The organism is Agromyces sp. P2_B3 (genome assembly GCF_056404815.1).
This window is the reverse complement of the sequence record NZ_JBFUDH010000001.1, coordinates 111,200-130,727: the sequence shown is the minus strand read 5'-3', so window position 1 is coordinate 130,727 and position 19,528 is coordinate 111,200. Positions and strand designations below refer to the sequence as shown.

At 73.0% G+C, this 19,528-nt stretch carries 14 protein-coding genes; 8 read left to right on the top strand and 6 right to left on the bottom strand.

What is annotated here, in order from left to right; genetic code table 11:
* Window positions 1–18 precede the first annotated feature (18 nt).
* Window positions 19–966 (bottom strand): arginase family protein, encoded by a 948-nt coding sequence (locus AC1DZA_RS00600; protein ID WP_476771281.1) that lies wholly within the window; start codon window positions 964–966, stop codon window positions 19–21.
* 93 nt (window positions 967–1,059) lie between these two features.
* A complete protein-coding gene (locus AC1DZA_RS00595) occupies window positions 1,060–2,046 on the bottom strand; it encodes an NAD-dependent epimerase/dehydratase family protein (protein WP_476771280.1) in 987 nt (328 codons plus the stop codon).
* A 195-nt stretch (window positions 2,047–2,241) separates the two neighbouring features.
* Between AC1DZA_RS00595 and AC1DZA_RS00590 the strand changes: the two genes are divergently transcribed.
* Entirely contained in the window at window positions 2,242–4,527 is a 2,286-nt protein-coding gene (locus AC1DZA_RS00590; RefSeq protein ID WP_476761442.1) for a heavy metal translocating P-type ATPase, read from the top strand.
* A gap of 9 nt (window positions 4,528–4,536) precedes the next feature.
* On the opposite strand, the gene AC1DZA_RS00585 is transcribed toward AC1DZA_RS00590, so the two are convergent.
* The 3 genes from AC1DZA_RS00585 to mobA are packed head-to-tail and all read right to left on the bottom strand — an operon-like array spanning window position 4,537 to window position 6,631.
* Window positions 4,537–5,688 carry a molybdopterin molybdotransferase MoeA gene (locus AC1DZA_RS00585; protein ID WP_476771279.1) on the bottom strand — a complete coding sequence of 384 codons (1,152 nt, stop codon included), beginning with the start codon at window positions 5,686–5,688 and terminating at the stop codon, window positions 4,537–4,539.
* On the bottom strand, window positions 5,685–5,960 hold the full coding sequence (locus tag AC1DZA_RS00580) for a DUF6457 domain-containing protein (protein WP_476771278.1): 276 nt from the start codon (window positions 5,958–5,960) through the stop codon (window positions 5,685–5,687). The genes AC1DZA_RS00585 and AC1DZA_RS00580 overlap by 4 nt, the downstream gene beginning before the upstream one ends.
* Window positions 5,957–6,631, bottom strand: coding sequence for a molybdenum cofactor guanylyltransferase (gene mobA / locus AC1DZA_RS00575; RefSeq protein WP_476771277.1), 675 nt, complete (start codon window positions 6,629–6,631; stop codon window positions 5,957–5,959). Before mobA ends, AC1DZA_RS00580 begins: the two co-directional genes overlap by 4 nt.
* Window positions 6,632–6,677: 46 nt before the next feature.
* Between mobA and fdhD the strand changes: the two genes are divergently transcribed.
* From fdhD to AC1DZA_RS00550, 5 genes are all read left to right on the top strand, one after another.
* A complete protein-coding gene (fdhD, locus tag AC1DZA_RS00570; protein WP_476771276.1) occupies window positions 6,678–7,529 on the top strand; it encodes a formate dehydrogenase accessory sulfurtransferase FdhD in 852 nt (283 codons plus the stop codon).
* Window positions 7,526–9,820, top strand: a complete 2,295-nt coding sequence (locus AC1DZA_RS00565; protein ID WP_476771275.1) for an FdhF/YdeP family oxidoreductase — start codon at window positions 7,526–7,528, stop codon at window positions 9,818–9,820. Before fdhD ends, AC1DZA_RS00565 begins: the two co-directional genes overlap by 4 nt.
* Window positions 9,821–9,973: 153 nt before the next feature.
* Window positions 9,974–10,408: a YciI family protein gene (locus tag AC1DZA_RS00560; protein WP_476762959.1), complete on the top strand. Its 435-nt coding sequence runs from the start codon at window positions 9,974–9,976 to the stop codon at window positions 10,406–10,408.
* Between the two features lies 1 nt (window position 10,409).
* A complete protein-coding gene (locus AC1DZA_RS00555) occupies window positions 10,410–11,735 on the top strand; it encodes an RNA polymerase sigma factor (protein WP_476771274.1) in 1,326 nt (441 codons plus the stop codon).
* Window positions 11,736–12,026: 291 nt separating this feature from the next.
* Entirely contained in the window at window positions 12,027–13,262 is a 1,236-nt protein-coding gene (locus AC1DZA_RS00550) for a M23 family metallopeptidase (RefSeq protein WP_476771273.1), read from the top strand.
* Window positions 13,263–13,271: 9 nt separating this feature from the next.
* Here the strand turns inward: AC1DZA_RS00550 and AC1DZA_RS00545 are convergent, their stop codons facing one another.
* Window positions 13,272–16,616: an efflux RND transporter permease subunit gene (locus AC1DZA_RS00545; protein WP_476771272.1), complete on the bottom strand. Its 3,345-nt coding sequence runs from the start codon at window positions 16,614–16,616 to the stop codon at window positions 13,272–13,274.
* A 143-nt stretch (window positions 16,617–16,759) separates the two neighbouring features.
* Here AC1DZA_RS00545 and AC1DZA_RS00540 point away from each other — a divergent pair, with 143 nt between their 5' ends.
* Both AC1DZA_RS00540 and AC1DZA_RS00535 read left to right on the top strand, forming a co-directional pair.
* Window positions 16,760–17,866 (top strand): hypothetical protein, encoded by a 1,107-nt coding sequence (locus tag AC1DZA_RS00540; protein WP_476771271.1) that lies wholly within the window; start codon window positions 16,760–16,762, stop codon window positions 17,864–17,866.
* Window positions 17,867–17,955: 89 nt separating this feature from the next.
* Window positions 17,956–19,509 carry a beta strand repeat-containing protein gene (locus tag AC1DZA_RS00535; RefSeq protein ID WP_476771270.1) on the top strand — a complete coding sequence of 518 codons (1,554 nt, stop codon included), beginning with the start codon at window positions 17,956–17,958 and terminating at the stop codon, window positions 19,507–19,509.
* The last annotated feature ends 19 nt before the right edge of the window (window positions 19,510–19,528 follow it).

Below are 19,528 nucleotides of genomic sequence, written 5' to 3'. Positions count from 1 at the left end.
CGAGCCGCGAGCCGCCGCCTACACGCCCCGCGCCGCGAGCCCCGCCGCGAACTCGAGCACGCACAGCGCCGCCAGCCGCACCGTGCGGCCGTCTGCGGCATCCGTCGTCGCATCGATCTCGACCAGGTCGGCGCTGCGCACGCGGGCATCGGATGCCGCAGCACGCACGAGCTCGCGCAGTTCCCACGCCGCGAGGCCACCCGGCACCGACGCCGGGCAGGCTGGCGCGACCGAGCGGTCGCAGGCATCGACGTCGACGTCGAGGTGAACTGGACCGCCGGCGGCACCCGCGATCTCGAGCGCCTCGGCCATGACGTCGGCGGGTCGCCGGCCGTGCAGCTCGTCGCGGTGGATGACGGTGATGCCGAGCTCGGCCGCGCGCCGCGCATAGGCGGCGGAGTTCGCGAAGTCGGCGATGCCGATCTGCACGATGCGGCGCGGATCGAGGCCCGCCTCGACGAGACGGCGCACCGGGGATCCGTTCGAGACGCCGTCGCGCAGGTCGTAGTGCGCGTCGATCGTGACGAGGCCGGCCCGGCCGAGGTCGTGGCCCCACGCGCCGAGCGCGGTCGCCACGGTCACCGAGTTGTCGCCGCCGAGCGCCACGAGCGCGGTCGTGCGTTCGAGCGCGGCCGCCGTCGCGGCGATCGTGCGCGCCTCGCCCTCGGCGCCGTCGGGCTCGTCGATGTCGCCGGCATCCGCGAACCGCAGCTCGCCGAGATCCCGGCCGACGCGTGCCGCCGCCCCCTCGGGCGCACGCCGGTCGGGCATCAGCGCGGGACTGTACCGCCGCAGCGCCTCGCGGATCGCGGCGGGCGTGGCGTGCGCGTTCGTGGGCGACAGCGACGTGCGCCACGCGGGAACGCCGAGCAGCACGAGATCCACGGATGCCGCGGGCTCGAGCTCCGCGAGTGCGGGCCATCCGCCCGCGCGGGGCCAGAGGGGGTCGTGCGCGAGGGTCGCCATGGCACGACGCTAGCAATCGCGGATGCCGCCGGCCGAGGCATCCGTCGGCTGCGATGTCTGCGATCCCGGACGCGACGCCGGCGCGAGCCGGGCTCAGCCCCGCAGCGCCGCCAGCAGCTCCCGCTCGCGGTCAGCCGACAATCCGGCGCCACGCTCGCGGTCGAGGCCCTGGCTCCGTTCCCACTCGAGGATCTCGGCGAGGAGCTGCTCGAGCGGCCGCAACTGCAGGCCGGCCGCCTTCGCCGCCGCGTTCGACCGATCGAGGAACGCCTGCCACTCGGGATCGATGATCCAGAGCGGCAGCGACTCGGGACCCGACCACTCGGCGACGCCCTGCTCGGCGAGCCACTCGGGCGAGACGGCGACGACCTCACCCTCGTGGCCCGCGGCGGCGCGCGACAGCTCCAGCCAGTCCTCGAAGGTGACACGATCGCCGACGGCGTTGAACGCGCCGGTGAGACGCCGCTCGATCGCGTCGAGCGTGAATCGCACGAGGTCGTCGACGTGGATGGCCTGCATCGGCGAGTCGAGGATGTCGGGCACGAGCATCGGCTCGTCGTCGCGAGCCGCCCTCGCGACCCAGTAGCCGCCCCGACCCGAGGGGTCGCCCGGACCCACGATGAGGCCCGGGCGGATGACGAGCAGCCGGTCGCCCACCGCATCGCGGTATGCCTGCTCGATCGCGGACTTCGCCTCGCCGTACGTCTCGGGGTCGGACTCGTCGGACTCCAGCGGCGGCATGAGCTCCGCCGTCTCCTCGGCGCCGGGCTGGTCATGCCGGGCGTACACGTTGCCCGACGAGATGAAAGTCCAGTGCGCGGCCGACGGACCGAGCTCGGCGGCCGCTCGACGCGCGAACCCCGGCTGGCGCGTCACGTCGACGATGGCGTCCCATCGACGCCCTGCGACCTCGTCGTAGGCACCGGAGGCCGAGCGGTCGGCGCGCACGAGCTCGGCGCCCGCGGCCACCTCGCCCGCCTCGCCGCGGGCCAGGCACGTCACCCGATGCCCGCGAGCGAGCGCCTCCTCGGCGAGCGTGCGTCCGAGCCATTGCGTGCCGCCGAGGATGAGCAGGTCCATCCCGCCATCCCAGCACGCGACGGATGCCGCCGTCACGCGTGTTCTCGCAGCGCGAACCGGCGCGCGCGGGGCGAGGGGCCGCAGTGGAGGGGACGTTTCCCGCTCGGGAATGCGTCGACGATTCCGACCGTTGACGTGACAGATACCCCATGGGGGTATGCTGATCTCGAACCGGTGAAGGGAAGATCGATGAGTATGACGCGCGACGAGCCGCACGAGCACGCGCACGACCACGCGGAGCACGCAGGGCACGACATGCACGCGTGCCACGAGGCGCACGCTGGGCACGACATGCACGCCGGCCACGACCACGCCGACCACGACGCTCACGCTGGCCACGACCACGCCGGCCACGACATGCACGCTGGCCATGACCATGCCGGGCACGACGCTCACGCCGCTCACGCGGGGCACGGCGGCCACGGCGACCACGTCGGCCAGTTCCGCCGCCTGTTCTGGGTCATGCTCGTCATCGCGATCCCGACGATCGCGTTCAGTCCGATGTTCGCGTCGATCCTGGGGTACTCGCTGCCCGACAACCCGATCGTCCCGTGGATCTCCCCCGTGCTCGGCACCGTCATGTTCTTCTGGGGCGGCCGACCCTTCCTGACGGGCGCCTGGTCGGAGCTGAAGGCGCGCCAGCCCGGCATGATGCTGCTCATCGGGCTCGCCATCACCGTCGCCTACGTCGCGTCGCTCGGCGCGAGCCTCATGCTGCTCGACCACGAGCTCGACTTCTGGTGGGAGCTCGCCCTCCTCATCGTCATCATGCTGCTCGGCCACTGGATCGAGATGCGCTCGATCATGCAGGCGTCCAGCGCCCTCGACGCACTGGCGGCACTGCTGCCCGACGAGGCCGAGCGCGTGACGGATGCCGCTGACGGCGGGGCCGCGACCGCCAGCACCACCGAGATCGTCGCCCCCTCCGACCTCCGAGTCGGCGACGTCGTGATCGTGCGCCCAGGCGGCCGCGTGCCAGCCGACGGCGACGTGGTCGACGGCACGGCGGCGATGGACGAGTCGATGATCACCGGCGAGTCCACCACCGTGAGCCGTGGCCCCGGCGAGCACGTCGTGGCCGGCACGGTCGCGACCGACACCGCGATCCGCGTGCGGGTCTCCGCGGTCGGCGACGACACGGCGCTTGCGGGCATCCAGCGCCTCGTCGCGAAGGCGCAGGCGTCGAGCTCGCGCGCCCAGCGCCTCGCCGATCGCGCGGCCGGCTGGCTGTTCTGGTTCGCGCTCGGCGCCGCCGTGATCACCGCGATCACGTGGACGATGCTCGGCAACCCCGACGACGCGGTCGTGCGCACCATCACCGTGCTCGTGATCGCGTGCCCCCACGCCCTCGGCCTCGCCATCCCACTCGTGGTGTCGATCGCCACCGAGCGTGCCGCGCGCGGCGGCGTGCTCGTCACGGACCGCCTCGCCCTCGAGACGATGCGCACGGTCGGCGCCGTGCTGTTCGACAAGACCGGCACCCTGACGAAGGGCGAGCCGGCGGTCACCGACGCGCTCGCGGCATCCGGATTCGACCCCGACCAGGTCATGGCGCTCGCCGCCGCGGCCGAGACCGACTCCGAGCACCCGCTCGCCAAGGCGATCGTGACGGATGCCGCGCGCCGCGGCCTCACCATCCCGGTCGCGTCGGGCTTCACGGCGTCGGCCGCGGTCGGCGTGCACGCCACGGTCGGCGGACGCACCGTGCAGGTCGGCGGCCCCGGGCTGCTCGCCCGTGAGGGCACCGCGCCGCTTGCGGCATCCGCCGGCTGGAGCGAACGCGGCCAGACCGTGCTGCACGTGCTCGTCGACGGCGAGATCGCGGGAGCCATCGCCCTGGCCGACGAGGTGCGGCCCGAGTCGAAGCAGGCCGTCGACGCGCTGCACGCGCTCGGCGTGCAGGTCGTGATGATCACCGGTGACGCCGAGCCCGTCGCCCGCACGGTCGCCGCACAGCTCGGTATCGACCGGGTCTACGCGGGCGTGCGCCCCGAGGACAAGGCCGCCAAGGTGCAGGAGCTCCAGGCCGAGGGCCTCAGCGTCGCGATGGTCGGCGACGGCGTGAACGATGCGCCCGCGCTCGCGCAGGCCGACGTCGGCATCGCGATCGGCGCCGGCACGGATGTCGCGATCGCGTCGGCCGGGGTCATCCTCGCGTCATCCGACCCGCGTTCGGTGATCTCGGTCATCGAGCTGTCGCGGGCGAGCTACCGCAAGATGCAGCAGAACCTCTGGTGGGCGGCCGGCTACAACCTCGTCTCGGTGCCGCTCGCGGCGGGCGTGCTCGCGCCCATCGGCTTCGTCATGCCGATGTCGGTCGGTGCGATCCTCATGTCGCTGTCGACGGTGATCGTGGCGGCCAACGCGCAGCTGCTGCGCCGGCTCGACCTGCGCCCCGAGGCGTCGACCCGTGCGGTGCTCGGGCGATCGGGCGGTGCTCCGGATGCCGCGCCGGCGCCGCGCACGACCGTCGCCGCCTAGGCCGGCGGCTCAGCTCGGCCAGGGGAGTCGCAGCGCCTCGGCAACCCCGCCGATCGCGACACCCGACTCGGGAACGACGAGCACCGCGTCGGCCTCGGCGATGCCCCGCAGCATCGCCGAGCCGGCGTGCGGGGTCGGGGTCGCGACGCCGTCGCCCACGGTCACGGGAACGAGGCGGGTGGTTCCCGCCCGCCCCTCCAGCCGCTCCGACACCGTGACGGTCGCCGTGCCCGGGTCGCGGCCGGTCCAGGCCTCGAGCAGCGGACCGCCGACGGCGAGCAGGCCGAGCAACGCGGCGAGGGGATTGCCCGGAAGCCCCAGCACGAGGCGGTCTACGCCCCGCGCGAGGAACGTCGGTCCGCCCGGACGCATCGCGACCGACGGCACCACGAACTCGGCGCCGAGCCGTTCGACGGCCCGACGCACCTGGTCGGCGTGCGAGCCGCCGGTGCCGCCGGTGGTCACGACGAGGTCGACCGCGTCGGCGGTGAGCGCGGCGAAGGTCGCCTCGGTGTCGTCGCCGACGCGGTGGATCGCGACGACCTCGGCCCCGAGCTCGTCGAGCACCGCCGGCACCGCGACGCGGAAGCTGTCGCGCACGAAGCCGGGCGCCGGCACGCCGGCCTCGACGACCTCGTCGCCCGTGAGCACCAGTGCGACGCGCGGGCGGCGTCGCACCCCGATCGCGTCGGCGCCCGTGGCGGCGATGAGCGCCACCCGCGGCGGCGTCAGGAGGGCGCCCGCGGCGAGCAGCGTGTCGCCGGCCTCGGCCTCCGTTCCGGCCGGGCGGATGTGGCGATGCTCGGCCACGTCGCGGCGCCCGGTCTCGCCGACGGGTTCGAGCGCGTCGCCGTCGACGCGGCCGGCCTCGGCACGGAGGATCGCCTCGGCACCGGCGGGCACGAGGCCGCCGGTCACGATCGCGACGGCCTCCCCCGGCCCAGGCTCCGGGCGGTCGACGATCCGCCACGGCGGCGTGCCGGCCACGGCCCAGCCGTCCATCGCCGACGAGGCATAGTGCGGCAGCGGGATCGGCGTGTGCACATCCTCGGCGAGCACGCGTCCCAGGGCGTCGGCGAGTCCGACGAGCTCGGCGCGAGCCGTCGGTGCCGCGCGGGCGGCGGCGGCCCTGGCCTGCCGCCAGTCGACTCCTCGGCTCACTTGGCGGCGGCGGCGAGGCGGCGCACGCGGTCGAGCACGTCGCGAGCCGCGGCCTCGGGGTCGGCACCGCCGGCTGCGGCCACGCCGGCCGCGTACCCGGCCAGGTAGGTCGTGATCGGGGCGGCCGGGCGCATCACCGCGTGCGCGGCCACGCCGGCGACCCCGAGCACCTGCTGGAGGTCGAGCGGCGCATCGGGAATGGCGAGCTCGGCGCGCACCTTCACGGCCCACGCCTCGAGCACCCGGTCGAACTCCTCGTCGGAGACGCTCATGATCCCTCTCCTCCCGTCGCGCCGACCGCCTTCGCGTCGGCCCACGTGTCGACATCCATGGTGGCAGCCTCGGGCACCTCGACGTCGAGCAGCCGCAGCGGTTCGAGCAGCCGGCGCATCGCCACGCCGTCGAGCGAGGCAGCAGCACCGGCACCGGCATCGCCTGCCGCCGTGATCGCGGCGACCAGGGCCGACCGGCGGATGACGCTCGTGAGGTGCTGCGCCCGGCCCGCGGCATCCACCGCTCGCACGCCGTCGTGCACGTTCTCGTGCGCGCTGTCGTCGTCGAGCGCCGCCAGCAGGAGCGGCACGGCTTCGGCCACGAACGGCTGGTCCCCGGCGAGGAGCAGCACGGCATCGGCATCGGTCGGCAGCGCCGCCACGCCCGCGGCGACCGCCGCCGCGGGACCGCCGAACCGCGGCTCCTCCCGCACGACCCGCACGCCGGTCGGCAGCACGGACACGCCCGGCTCCCCGACGACGACGCGGTTCCGGGCGACCGCCGCCGCGTCCACCACCCGCTCGAGCAGGGTGCGCCCGCCGACGCGCAGCTCGCCCTTCGCGACGCCGTCGAGGCGGGTCGCGCGACCGCCCATGAGGATCACCGCGTCCACGACCAGCACGGCTTCACTGTAGAGCGCATCCGTCGCGGCCGAACGGGCGCGCGTCACGGAACGAACCCATCCCGCGCACGGCCGTCCGTGATAGGCAGGACGCATGGGCAGGATCACGACGAGGACGCGGGTCACACGCATCACGGTGGGCGGGCCGACCTCGCGCCGGGAGGACCTCCTGGCCGTCGAGGAGCCCCTCGAGATCCGGGTCGGCCGCGAACCCCTCGCCGTCACGATGCGCACGCCGGGGCACGACGTCGACCTCGCCGTCGGCTTCCTCGTCTCCGAGGGCGTCATCGCGCGCGGCGACCAGGTCGCGGCCGCCATCCACTGCGCGGGGCCCGACGGCGAGAACACCTACAACGTGCTCGACCTGACGCTCGCGCCCGGCGTCGCGGCTCCGGATGCCTCGACCCGGCGCAGCACGTACATGACGAGCTCGTGCGGGGTGTGCGGCAAGGCGAGCATCGAGGCGGTGCGCACCCGATCGGCCCATCCCATCGACGACGACCTGCGCGTCGACCCGGCACTCCTCGTCACCTTCCCCGAACGGCTCCGCGCCGGGCAGGACGTCTTCGAGAAGACCGGCGGACTGCACGCGGCGGCCCTGTTCGACGGCCGCACCGGCGAGCTGCTCGTGCTCCGCGAGGACGTCGGACGGCACAACGCGGTCGACAAGGTCATCGGCTGGGCCGCCCGCGAGGGCCTGCTGCCCCTGCGTGGCATGGTGCTGCAGGTGTCGGGCCGCACGAGCTTCGAGCTCGCGCAGAAGGCGTCGATGGCCGGCATCCCGGTGCTGGCCGCGGTCTCGGCGCCGTCGTCGCTCGCGGTCGAGCAGGCGAAGGACGCCGGGCTGACGCTCGTCGGGTTCCTCCGCGGCGACTCGATGGTGGTCTACGCGGGCGCCGAGCGCATCGCGGCGCCCGTCGGCGCGGCCCAGGGAGGCGCCGCGTGAGCGAGCGCGAGCGTGAGCCGTACCCCGACCTCGAGGTGCATCCGGCCAAGCAGTGGGCGGTCGGCGTGCCCGGCATCCTGCACTCGATGGAACCGGCGCTCGCCACCATGGGGCCCGCGCGCACGGCACGACTCGCGCTCGCCATCAACCAGAAGAACGGCTTCGACTGCATGAGCTGCGCGTGGCCCGATCCCGGCCACCGCAACGTGCTCGAGTTCTGCGAGAACGGCATGAAGGCCACGACCTGGGAGGCGACGCCGATCACCGTGCCCACCTCGTTCTGGGCCGAGCACTCGCTCACCTCGCTCCTCGAGAAGGACGAATACTGGCTGGGCCAGCAGGGCCGGCTCACCGAGCCGGTCCACAAGGCCGCGGCATCCGATCACTACGAGCCGATCTCGTGGGATGCCGCGTTCCGCCTCATCGCCGACCGCCTCAACGCGCTCGACTCCCCCGACCGAGCGGCGTTCTACACGAGCGGCCGCACCTCGAACGAGGCGGCGTTCGTCTACCAGCTCTTCGTGCGGGCGTTCGGCACGAACAACCTGCCCGACTGCTCGAACATGTGCCACGAGTCGACGGGCACGGCGCTCACCGCGACGATCGGGATCGGCAAGTCCACCGTGGCGTACGACGACTTCGCCAAGGCCGACCTCGTCATCGTGATGGGGCAGAACCCCGGCACCAACCACCCGCGCATGCTCACCGCGCTCGAGGAGACGAAGCGCAACGGCGGCCGGGTCGTCTCGGTGAACGTGCTGCCCGAGGCGGGGCTCATCCGCTACAAGAACCCGCAGCGGGTGCGGGGCATCGTCGGGAAGGGCACGGCCATCGCCGACCGCTTCCTGCAGATCCGCTCGGGCGGCGACATGGCGCTGCTGCAGGCGGTGTCGAAGCGGGTGCTCGACGCCGAGGACGCCGCACCCGGCACCGTGCTCGACCACGCGTTCCTTGCCGAGCACACCGTCGGCCTCGAGGCGCTTCGCACGCACCTCGCCGACCTCGACGAGGCCGCCGTGCTCGCCGCCACCGGCCTCGCCTCGCACGAGATCGACGACCTCGCCGCCGAGTACCTCGCCGCCGATCGCGTCATCATCACCTGGGCGATGGGGCTCACCCAGCACAGGAAGGCCGTGCCGACGATCAAGGAGATCGTCAACCTGCTGCTCCTGCGCGGCAACATCGGCAAGCCCGGTGCCGGCGCCTCGCCGATCCGCGGCCACAGCAACGTGCAGGGCGACCGCACGATGGGCATCTGGGAGCGGATGCCCGAACGGTTCCTCTCGGCGCTCGAAGCCGAGTTCGGCTTCCCGGTGCCGCGCGCCCACGGGGCCGACGCCGTGCGCACGGTGCGGGGACTGCGCGACGGCGAGATCGACGTGTTCTTCGCGCTCGGCGGGAACTTCGTCGGCGCCATCTCCGACACCGCCGTCGCCGAGGCCGCCATGCGCGGCGCGAAGCTCACCGTGCAAGTGTCGACGAAGCTCAACCGCTCCCATGTCGTGACCGGCGAGGAGGCGCTCATCCTGCCGACGCTCGGCCGCACCGAGGTCGACCTGCAGCAGGGGCATCCGCAGTTCGTCTCGGTCGAGGACAGCGTCTGCGCGGTGCACGCGAGCCACGGCGCGATCCCGCCCGTGGCCCCGGGACTGCTCTCGGAGGTGGCGATCGTCTGCCGGCTCGCGCGGGCGACCCTCGGCGAGCGCGACGGCGGCGACCTGCCCTGGCAGGACTTCGAGGACGACTACGACGTCATCCGCGACCGGATCTCGCGGGTCGTGCCGGGATTCGAGTCGTTCAACGAGGACGTGCGGCGGAAGGACGGCTTCGTGCTGCCGAACGGACCGCGCGACGAGCGCCGCTTCGACACCGCATCGGGCAGGGCGGTGCTCACCGTCAACGAGCTCGAGCACCTCGAGCGGCCGGCGGGCCGGCTCATCCTGCAGACGCTGCGGGCGCACGACCAGTTCAACACGACGATCTACAGCCTCAACGACCGGTACCGCGGCATCCGGAAGGGACGCGACGTCGTCTTCGTGAACCCCGACGACCTCGCCGAGCTCGGGCTGGCCGACGGCCAGCGGGTCGACGTGCACAGCGAGTGGCGAGGGCACGCCGACCGGGTGCTGCACAACCAGCGGATCGTCGCGTATCCGACCGCCCGCGGCTGCGCGGCCGCGTACTACCCCGAGGCGAACGTGCTCGTGCCCCTCGAGAGCGCGGCGGAGGAGAGCAACACGCCCGTGTCGAAAGCCGTCATCGTGCGCCTCGTGCCGCACGCGGCATCCTGAGGTCGACGCCGTCCTCGTCGCGTCGGCGGGTGCGTGCAACCATGTCGGAGAAAACCTTCGCGCCGATGTCGATCCGGCACCACGGCCGTTCGACGCAAGGGTGAGGCGGGCACCACGGCCCGCCACGATCCACACCATCAAGGAGAGACGACCATGAAGTACATGCTGATCATGCGGGCCGACGACGAGGGCATCGCCAACTACGAGCAGATGGATTTCGCCGAGGTCATCGCGGCGATGGGCGCGTACAACGAGTCGCTCATCAAGGCCGGCGTGCTGCTCGCCGGCGAGGGCCTCGCCGACGCGAAGGAGGGCTTCGTCGTCGACTTCGACGCGACCCCGCCGGTCGTCACCGACGGCCCGTACGCCGAGGCCAAGGAGCTCTTCAACGGCTTCTGGATCATCGGCGTCTCGAGCAAGGAGGAGGCCGTCGAGTGGGCGAAGCGCTGCCCGCTCGGCCCCGGCGCCCGACTCGAAGTGCGCCGGGTGAATGAGCTCGAGGACTTCCCGCAGGACAACGAGTGGATCCAGAAGGAGGCCGGCTGGCGCGCCGAGGCCGAGGCCAAGGCGGCGGGCACGGCGAGCTGACATGAGCGCGACGGATGCCCCGGGCGCGGCGCGTCCCGCGGATGGCGTGGGGGCGGACGCTGCGGCGGGCGCCGACGCCGACCACGCCCGCCGCGCCCTGGCCGCCGTCTGGCGCATCGAGTCCGCGCGCATCGTCGCCACGCTCACCCGCTTCGTCGGCGACGTCGGCCAGGCCGAGGACCTCGCCCAGGAGGCGATGCTCGAGGCGCTGCGGCAGTGGCCGTCCGAGGGCGTGCCCCGCAACGGCGGCGCGTGGCTCACGGCGGTCGCGAAGCGCCGCGCGATCGACGGGTGGCGTCGGCGGGAGCGGCTCGACGAGCGGTACGCCGCGATGGCCCGCGACCTCGAGCAGCAGGACGGCGAGGCATCCGGCACCTTCTGGGACCCCGACACCATCGACGACGACGTGCTGCGGCTCGTGTTCGTGGCGTGCCACCCCGTGCTCTCACGCGAGGCGCAGATCGCGCTCACGCTCCGCATCGTCGGCGGCCTCAGCTCTGAGGAGATCGCGCGGGCGTTCCTCGTGCCGGTCGCCACGATCCAGCAGCGCATCGTGCGGGCGAAGAAGACCCTCGCCGCGGCCAACGTGCCGTTCGAGGTGCCCGAGCCGCAGGAGTACGCTGCGCGGCTCGGGTCGGTGCTGAGCGTGCTCTACCTCGTCTTCAACGAGGGGTACCTGCCCGCGGCGGGCGAGCACTGGGTGCGACCGGATGTCTCCGCCGAGGCGCTGCGGCTCGCGCGCATGGTGGCCGAGCTCATGCCGCGGGAGCCCGAGGCGCACGCGCTGGTGGCCCTGATGGAGTTCCAGGCGTCACGCTTCGGAGCCAGGGTCGGCCGGGACGGCACGCCGATCCCCCTCGACCGGCAGGACCGCAGCCGCTGGGACCGGGCGCAGATCGAGCGCGGCCGCGCCGCCCTGGCGCGCGCCGACCGGATCGGCCGCGGCCGCGCCTCGTACGGGCTGCAGGCCGCGATCGCGGAGTGCCACGCGGTCGCGCCCTCGGCGGACGACACCGACTGGTCCCGCATCGTGCTGCTCTACGAGGCGCTCGGACGCATCGCGCCGTCGCCCGTGGTCGAGCTCAACCGCGCCGTGGCCGTGGCGATGGCGACGGGTCCGGCGAGCGCACTGCGCGTCGTCGACGAGCTGGAGCGGTCGGGCCGCCTCGCCGGGTATCCGGGGCTGCCCGCCGTGCGCGGCGAGCTGCTCGCCCGCCTCGGCCGCGACCAGGAGGCGCGCGGCGAGCTCGAGGCCGCCGCCCGCCTCACGGGCAACGAGCGGGAGCGGGCCGCGCTGCTCGCGAAGGCGGCGGCGCTCCCGCGCTGAGCCGCGTCGCCGCCACCGCCGCGCCACATTCCACCGCGCAAGCTCCGCGAGTGGGCGATCCTGGCGACGCGGCGACCGCGACCTCGCCAACTTCGCCCGCTCGACGCTCACCGCGGGCACGACCTGCCGCGCTGAGCCGCGCGGCGCGGGGGCGCCCACGCCCGGACGAGCGACCTGAGGATTCGTCGGCATCCATTGAAGTCGCCCGGCTCGCGGCAGAGAATGGCGGGGTGGCTCGCGGCCGGTCCCATCGGGAGTGACCCCGCGTCACCATCGATGGGAGGGGGACCCATGGCCGACGTCGCGTTCAGCACGGTCTGGCAGCCGGGGGACGGCACGCAGTGGGTGAAGTGGGGGATGACCGACGACGACTTCATCGCCGCCGACAACGAGTACTTCCCGCAGGGCCTGCGCATCACGTCGCTCGAGTTCCACGAGGGGCGCATCGCCGCGGTCTGGCGACCCGGCGAAGGCACCCAGTGGGTCAAGTGGGGGATGACCGACGACGACTTCATCGCCGCCGACAACGAGTACTTCCCGCAGGGCCTTCGCATCACGTCCCTCGACATCGCCGACGGGCGCATCGCCGCCGTCTGGCGGCCCGGCGAGGGCACCCAGTGGGTCAAGTGGGGCATGACCGACGACGACTTCATCGCCGCCGACAACGAGTACTTCCCGCAGGGCCTGCGCGTCACGTCCCTCGAGGTCGAGAACGGGCGCATCGCCGCCGTCTGGCGACCCGGCGAGGGCACCCAGTGGGTCAAGTGGGGCATGAGCGCCGACGAGTTCGGCGCGGCGGATGCCACGTACTTCGCCGACGGGCTGCGCATCACCTCGCTCGTGGTGGACCACGGTCGCTTCGCGGCGGTCTGGCGACCGGGCGAGGGCACCCAGTGGTGGAGCGCGGGGCGCGGGGGCGTCGACTTCTCGACGGAGGACGGCGCGTACTTCGCCCGGGGCCTCCGGATCGCCTGCCTCGTCCTGCACGACGACCCGGTCGGGGCGTACCGCTACCCGTGGAGGGGCGGCGATTCGTACACGGTCGGCCAGGGCAACAACTCGCCGGCGGGCGGGTCACACACGGGCGTGCAGGCCTGGGCGTTCGACTTCGACATGCCCGCGGGCACCGAGATCCGAGCCGCGCGCGCGGGCACCGTGGAGTGGTTGCAGGAGAACCTCACGGGGACCTTCAACCCGACGAAGGACGTCGGCCCCGACAACACGCCGTTCCCCGACGGGGACCTGCGCAACTGGGGCAACGCCGTGCGCCTCCGGCACGCCGGCGGGTTCACGACCTGGTACTTCCACATCCAGAACGACGGCGTCCTCGTCGCGGTCGGCGACGAGGTGCGCCAGGGCCAGGCGATCGCACGCTCGGGGAACACCGGGCGCACGGCGGGTCCGCACCTGCACTTCCAGGTGCAGGCGGACTCCGTGGACTGGGGGCCGTCGGTGCCGCACACCTTCGGGGACGCCTGCGAGCAGCCGGCGACCGGCGCGACCGCCACCTCCGACAACGCGCCCTGACCCGGGCAGCTAGGCGTTCTCGGGCACCGGAAGGGGCTCGGGCGCCGGTGCGTCGGGGCCATCCGCGGGGCCGTCCACGGGGCTGCCCCCGGCAGGGCCGCCGCCCGCGTCATCCGTGCCCGCCGCCTTCGCCGCGCGCCGCGCCCGACGACGCTCGCGTCCGCCCTCGACGAGGTCGTAGAGCACCGGCAGCACAATGAGCGTGAGCGCGGTCGACGACACGAGGCCGCCGATCACGACGAGCGCGAGCGGCTGGGAGATGAACCCGCCGTGGCCCGTGAGGCCGATCGCCATGGGCAGGAGCGCGAAGATCGTGGCCAGCGCGGTCATGAGGATCGGCCGCAGACGTCGCGACGACCCGTGCAGCAGCGCGTCGCGCACATTCATGCCGCGATCGCGGTACTGGTTCACGAGGTCGACGAGCACGATCGCGTTCGTCACGACGATGCCGACGAGCATGAGCACGCCGACGAGCGATGCGACGCCGAGCGGGATGCCGGTGATGACCTGCAGCGCGATCGCACCGGTCGCCGCGAACGGCACCGACACGAGCAGCAGCAGGGGCTGCAGCAGCGAGCGGAAGGTCGCCACCATCACGATGTAGACGATGAGGATCGCGGCGAGCAGCGCCAGCCCGAGCTGCGAGAACGACTCCTGCTGGTCGGCCGAGACGCCGCCGATCGACGCCGTCGCGCCGGCCGGCAGGTCGGCGGTCTCGACCGCCGCGGACACCTCGGCGCTCGCGGTGCCGAGGTCGTCGTCGTTCGGCGTCGCGGAGACCGTGGCGCTGCGGAGGCCCTGTACCGTCGTGACCGACGAAGGCCCCTCGACCTGCTCGACGGTCGCGAGCGAGTCGAGGCGCACGAGCCCGGTCGGCGTCGGCACCTCGAGCGCCGAGAGCTCCTCCACCGACACGGGCGGGTTGTCGGAGGCGAGGTAGATCGTGAGCGTCTTCTCGTCGATGACGACCGAACCCGCCGACTGCGGCTGCATCGCGGCCGAGACGAAGCCGCCGAGGGCGACCTCCGAGTAGCCCGCGGCCGCGGCATCCGCCCGGTTCACCTCGACGGCGACGTACTCGCGCGACTCCGACAGGTTCGACGAGGTCTGCGCGAGCGAGTCGAGCCCGTCGAGCTCCTGCTGCACGGCCTCGGTGGCGGCCTGCAGGTCCTCCGCGTTGGACGCGGTGACGTCGACCGCGATGTCGTTCGAGGCGCCGAAGCCGCTCGAGGCGGCCAGCGTGATGTCGCCCACGCCGTCGAGGTCGTCGAGCTCCTCGCGCACGTCGGCCTGCAGCGCGTCCTGGTCGGCGTCCTCGTCGGTGGTGATCGAGTAGGTGATCGTCGCGCCGTTGCCGCCGCCGAGCGCCGCGGCGAGCCCGCGCCCGCCCGAGCCGATCGACGTCTGCACCGTCTCGACGCCCTCGGTCTCGCGGATGACCTGCTCGACCGGCTGCGACGCCGCGGCGAGCGCGTCGAGGCTGGTGCCCACCGGCAGTTCCTGCGTGACGCGGAACGTGTTCTGCCCGGAGGACCCGAGGAAGTTCGTCTTCATGAGCGGCGTGAGCGCCAGGGTCCCCACGAGCACCAGGCCGGCGATCACGAGCGTCACCACGCCGTGCTTCAGCGTCCACGCGATGATCGGCAGGTAGCCGCGCTGCAGGCGCGACGGGTGCTCGAGCTCGTCGACGGCCTGCTTGGGGTTCTCCTCGTCGACGAACGCCGCCGCGGCGACCTCGCTGTCCTCCTCGTGCTTGTGCAGCTTCGCGGGCTTCAGGAACCAGTACGCGAGCACCGGCACGATCGTGAGCGACACGAGCAGCGACGCGGCGAGCGCGATCGTGACCGTCAGCGCGAACGGCCGGAACAGCTCGCCGGTGACCCCCTCGACGAGCGCGAGCGGCAGGAACACCGCGACGGTGGTGATGGTCGACGCCGTGATGGCGCCGGCGACCTCGCGCACCGCGCGCACGATGGTGGTGTCCTTCGGCGCCCCGGCGACGAGATGCCGCTTGATGTTCTCGATGACGACGATGGAGTCGTCGACGACCCGGCCGATGGCGATCGTGAGCGCGCCGAGCGTGAGGATGTTCAACGTGTAGTCGGACGCCTGCAGGCCGATGAACGTGATGAGTACCGACGTCGGGATCGAGATCGCCGTGACGAGCGTCGCGCGCACCGACATCAGGAACACGAGGATCACGATCACCGCGAAGAGCAGGCCGAGCAGGCCCTCGGTCGCGAGGGACTCGATCGACTGCTGGATGTAGGGCGCCTGGTCGAACACGACGGTGAAGGTGGCGCCCGGGTTCGTGGTGTCGAGCGACGACTCGAGGTCGGGCAGGATCTCGCGCACCGCGTTCGACACCTCGACGGTGTTGGCCGCCGGCAGCTTCGTCACCGCGATGGTGAGCGCGGGCTCCCCGTTCACTCGCGAGATGCTGGTCACCGGGTTGTCGGTGAGCTCCACGGATGCCACGTCGCCGATGGTCGTCGCGACGGGCACGCCGGCCGTGGCCGGGCCGGCTGCCCCGGCACCCGCCTGGGCACCGGGGAACGCCGCTCCGCCGTCGGACCCGCCGCCCGCGGCATCCGGAGCCGGCTGCTGCTCGGTCGCACCGAGCACCGGAAGCCCGGCGATGTCCTCGACGCTGCCGAGGGTCACGCCGGTCTGCACGGCGAACGTGGAGTCGCCCTCGGTGATCGTGCCGGCCGGCACGAGGAGGCCGTTCTGCTGGAGCGCGTCGCGGATGGCCTGCTGCGAGATGCCGCGGACGGCGAGCTCCTCGGGGTTCGGCGTGATCGTGACACGCTGCCCGACGTCGCCGATGAGGGTGGCCTCGCGAACGCCGTCGAGGTCGTTGAGCTCGCCGAGCGTCGTGCGCGAGATCTCGTCGGAGAGGGCGCTGATGTCGTCGGCGCCGGTGACGGCGACTTGGATGACCGGGAAGTCGTCGAGGCTGAGGGCGAGCACCTGCGGGTCGACGTCCTCGGGGAGCTGGCCCGCGATGCGGTTCACGGCCGAGAGCAGCTTCTGCTCGGCGAAGGCGAGGTCGGTGCCGTAGGTGAAGCTCGCCGCGACCCGCGACAGCCCGGTCGAGCTCGTCGTCGAGGTCGACTCGAGGCCCGTGATGCCCTGGATGGCGGTCTCGATCGGGGTCGAGACATCCGTGTTCACGACGTCGGGCGACGCGCCCGGGTACGACGTGACGATGGAGAGCTGCGGGAACTCGATCGACGGCGCGAGCTCCTGCTTGAGGCTCGACAGCGCGAGGCCGCCGAAGATCGCGACGACGATGGTGACGAGCGCGATGAGCGCTCGGTTCTTCATGCTGAGCGCGGCAAGCAGGTGCATCCCCCGATTCTCGCAGGGGCATGCGTACGAGAACGTCACGGGAAGCTGGGAATACATCCATGGCAACCCCCCGAACGGGGGCCGGGCTGGAAAGAGTTTTCACGGTAGCGTCGGAGGGCGGGGGTGAGAGACCGATGATCGAAGTGGATCGCACACGGCAGGTGCCGTGGCTCCGCTACGCCCTCCTGGGCACGATCATCGCCGCCCTCTGGCTCGCCGTGAGCCTGTTCGCGAGCGCCTCGGGCGCCTCGGCCGACGAGAACCAGCCGAACGGCCAGGGCAAGGGACTGCTCGGCGCCGTCGGCGCCGTGGTCGGGGCGGTCTCGCAGACCACCGCGGCCGTGGGCGACACCGTCGGCACCGTCGTCGAGACGGTCGTCGAGCCGGTCAACACCGTCACCCAGCCCGTCGTCGAGGCGATTCCCGAGCCGGTCGCTCCGGTCGTCCAGCCCGTCGTCGAGGCGGTTCCGACCGTCACCACGGCGGTCACCGGCACCGCGAACGCGGTCGTCGGCACGGCCAACACGGCCGTCGGCACCGTCGGCAACGCGGTCTCCGCGACCGCGAAGGCCGCCGCCGGCAGCGGTGCGGTCGGCAAGGTCCTGCACCCGGTCGGCAAGGGCGTCGGGCACGCGGTCGACTCGACCGTCGGTGCGGTCCCCGTGGTCGGCGCCGTGGTGCCCAAGGGCCTCATCGGCAAGACGGTGGGCGGCGTCGCCGACACCGTCGACGGCACCCTCGAGGCGGTCGTCGGCTCGATGGGGCCGCTTCCCACCGACCGCTCCGGCATCCTCCCCCAGCTCCCGTCGATCCCGCTCCTCCCGGGCGGGCCCGGCGGCATCGGAGTGCCCGGCTCGCCCGTGATTCCGGGCCTCGGCGACCCGCTCGGTGCCACCGCGCCGTCGGCCACCGCCGCCGCGCCGCCCGCGAACGGGCCGTCCGCGCTGCACTCCAGCGCGCTGTCCACGACGTCGCAGCCGGGCGCCGACACCACTTCTGTGCCCGCCGACCTGTCGGGCACGATCGCGCCTGCCGACGGCGTTCCGAGCGGCGGCAACGCTCCCGGTTCCCCCGCCTCCGGCGGCGGAACCGGTGGAGCCGGAGCCGGCGGTGCCAGCGGTGCATCCGGAACTTCCGACGCGGCGTTCGCCGCGCTCGGCGCCGACGCCCTCGCGTCGATGGTGCTGAACTCGGTCGACGACGAACTTCCGTCGTCGCCGGTGTTCGACACCGACACCACCCCTGACTGATCGGGGTCCGCTCCGCCTGTCCGCAGGCGGAAACGGTCATTGCTCCCTGCCTCGGGAGCAGACATCCCACATCAGTCAGGAGTTACATCATGAAGCGATTGGCCTTGAGGGCGCTGTATGCGACCCTCTTCGCCGGGGGGCTCACGCTCCTCGGAGCCGGGGTCGCCCACGCGTCGGAGACGAGTGGCGACGACGGCATCCTGTCGGGTTCCCAGGTCGGGATCTCGATCGACCTCCCGGTCACCGTGAACGGCAACGGGATCTCCCTCATCGGGGATTCGCAGTCGTCGGATGCGTCGACCGAGGTCGCCTCCGAGCCCGCGTCCGCACCGGTCGCCGTCACCTCCGGTGACGACGGCATCGGCTCCGGCACGCAGGCGCTGGTCGACATCTCGGTGCCGGTCACGGTGGGCGGCAACGCCATCTCCGTCATCGGCGACAGCGAGTCGAGCGACGCCGCCACGACCGTGGCGCCGGAGCCGGCAGCACCCGACACCGCCGCGGCCGACGTGCCGGTGGCCCAGACGAGCGGCGACGACTCGCTGCTCGGCGGCACGCAGGCGCTCCTCGGCATCTCGGTGCCGGTCACGGTCGGCGGCAACGCCATCTCCGTCATCGGCGACAGCGAGTCGAGCGGCGCCGGCACCGCCGTGGCGACCGGATCCGCGCCCGGTTCCGACGGCGGCAACGCCGCCTGGACGTCGGGCGAGGACTCGATCCTCGGTGGCACGCAGGGCCTGATCGGCCTGTCGCTGCCCGTGACGCTGGGCGGCAACGCCATCTCCGTCATCGGCGACTCGTCGAGTGACGGCGCATGGACCGAGGTCGCCTCCGGCGGCTCCGGTGCCGACACCGGCTCGGGCACCGACGCTTGGACCTCCGGCGAGGACTCGATCCTCGGCGGCACCCAGGTGCTCGGCGACCTCGGCCTGCCGATCACGCTCGGCGGCAACGCCATCTCGGGCATCGGCGACAGCGAATCCAGGGATGCCACGACGGTCGTGGCACCCGGAACCGGGGGCGGTTCCGCCACGACGAACGGATCGGACGGGCTGCTCGGGGGAACACAGCTCATCGCCGACCTGGTCGCACCGATCACCGCGGGCGGCAACGCCATCTCGGTGATCGGCGACAGCGAGTCGACGGATGCCACGACGGTCGTGGCTCCGGGAACCGGGGGCGGTTCCGCGACGACGGACGGATCGGACGGGCTGCTCGGGGGAACACAGCTCATTCCTGACCTCGCCCTGCCCATCACGATCGGCGGCAACGCGATCTCGGTGATCGGCGACAGCCGGACGGACGGAGCGACGACCATCGTCGACCCGACCGACCCGACCGACCCGACGGACCCGACCGATCCCACGGACCCGACCGATCCCACGGACCCGACGGATCCCACGGACCCGACGGACCCGACGGACCCCACGGACCCGACGGACCCGACGACTCCGGTGGACCCGGGAACGCCGGGTGACGGCGGTTCGACCACCGTCGCCTCCAACGGGACGACCCGCGTCGTGGCAGCGTCGACGACGCTCGCCTCGACCGGTGCCGACCTCACGGGCCTGGTGCTGGCGGCGTTCGCGATGCTGGCGGGCCTCGTGCTCGTCGGATTCAGGAGGTTCGCGATCCGACGGTGATGACCACGGGGATCGGCGC

What these genes read in the sequence shown, in the direction of transcription:
- AC1DZA_RS00580 (WP_476771278.1), bottom strand. Translation starts at nt 5,960, where the DNA reads ATGAGCGTCTCCGACGAGGAGTTCGACCGGGTGCTCGAGGCGTGGGCC.
- fdhD (WP_476771276.1), top strand. Translation starts at nt 6,678, where the DNA reads ATGGGCAGGATCACGACGAGGACGCGGGTCACACGCATCACGGTGGGC.
- AC1DZA_RS00560 (WP_476762959.1), top strand. Translation starts at nt 9,974, where the DNA reads ATGAAGTACATGCTGATCATGCGGGCCGACGACGAGGGCATCGCCAAC.
- AC1DZA_RS00535 (WP_476771270.1), top strand. Translation starts at nt 17,956, where the DNA reads ATGAAGCGATTGGCCTTGAGGGCGCTGTATGCGACCCTCTTCGCCGGG.
- AC1DZA_RS00555 (WP_476771274.1), top strand. Translation starts at nt 10,410, where the DNA reads ATGAGCGCGACGGATGCCCCGGGCGCGGCGCGTCCCGCGGATGGCGTG.
- AC1DZA_RS00600 (WP_476771281.1), bottom strand. Translation starts at nt 966, where the DNA reads ATGGCGACCCTCGCGCACGACCCCCTCTGGCCCCGCGCGGGCGGATGG.
- AC1DZA_RS00590 (WP_476761442.1), top strand. Translation starts at nt 2,242, where the DNA reads ATGACGCGCGACGAGCCGCACGAGCACGCGCACGACCACGCGGAGCAC.
- AC1DZA_RS00545 (WP_476771272.1), bottom strand. Translation starts at nt 16,616, where the DNA reads ATGCACCTGCTTGCCGCGCTCAGCATGAAGAACCGAGCGCTCATCGCG.
- AC1DZA_RS00550 (WP_476771273.1), top strand. Translation starts at nt 12,027, where the DNA reads ATGGCCGACGTCGCGTTCAGCACGGTCTGGCAGCCGGGGGACGGCACG.
- AC1DZA_RS00595 (WP_476771280.1), bottom strand. Translation starts at nt 2,046, where the DNA reads ATGGACCTGCTCATCCTCGGCGGCACGCAATGGCTCGGACGCACGCTC.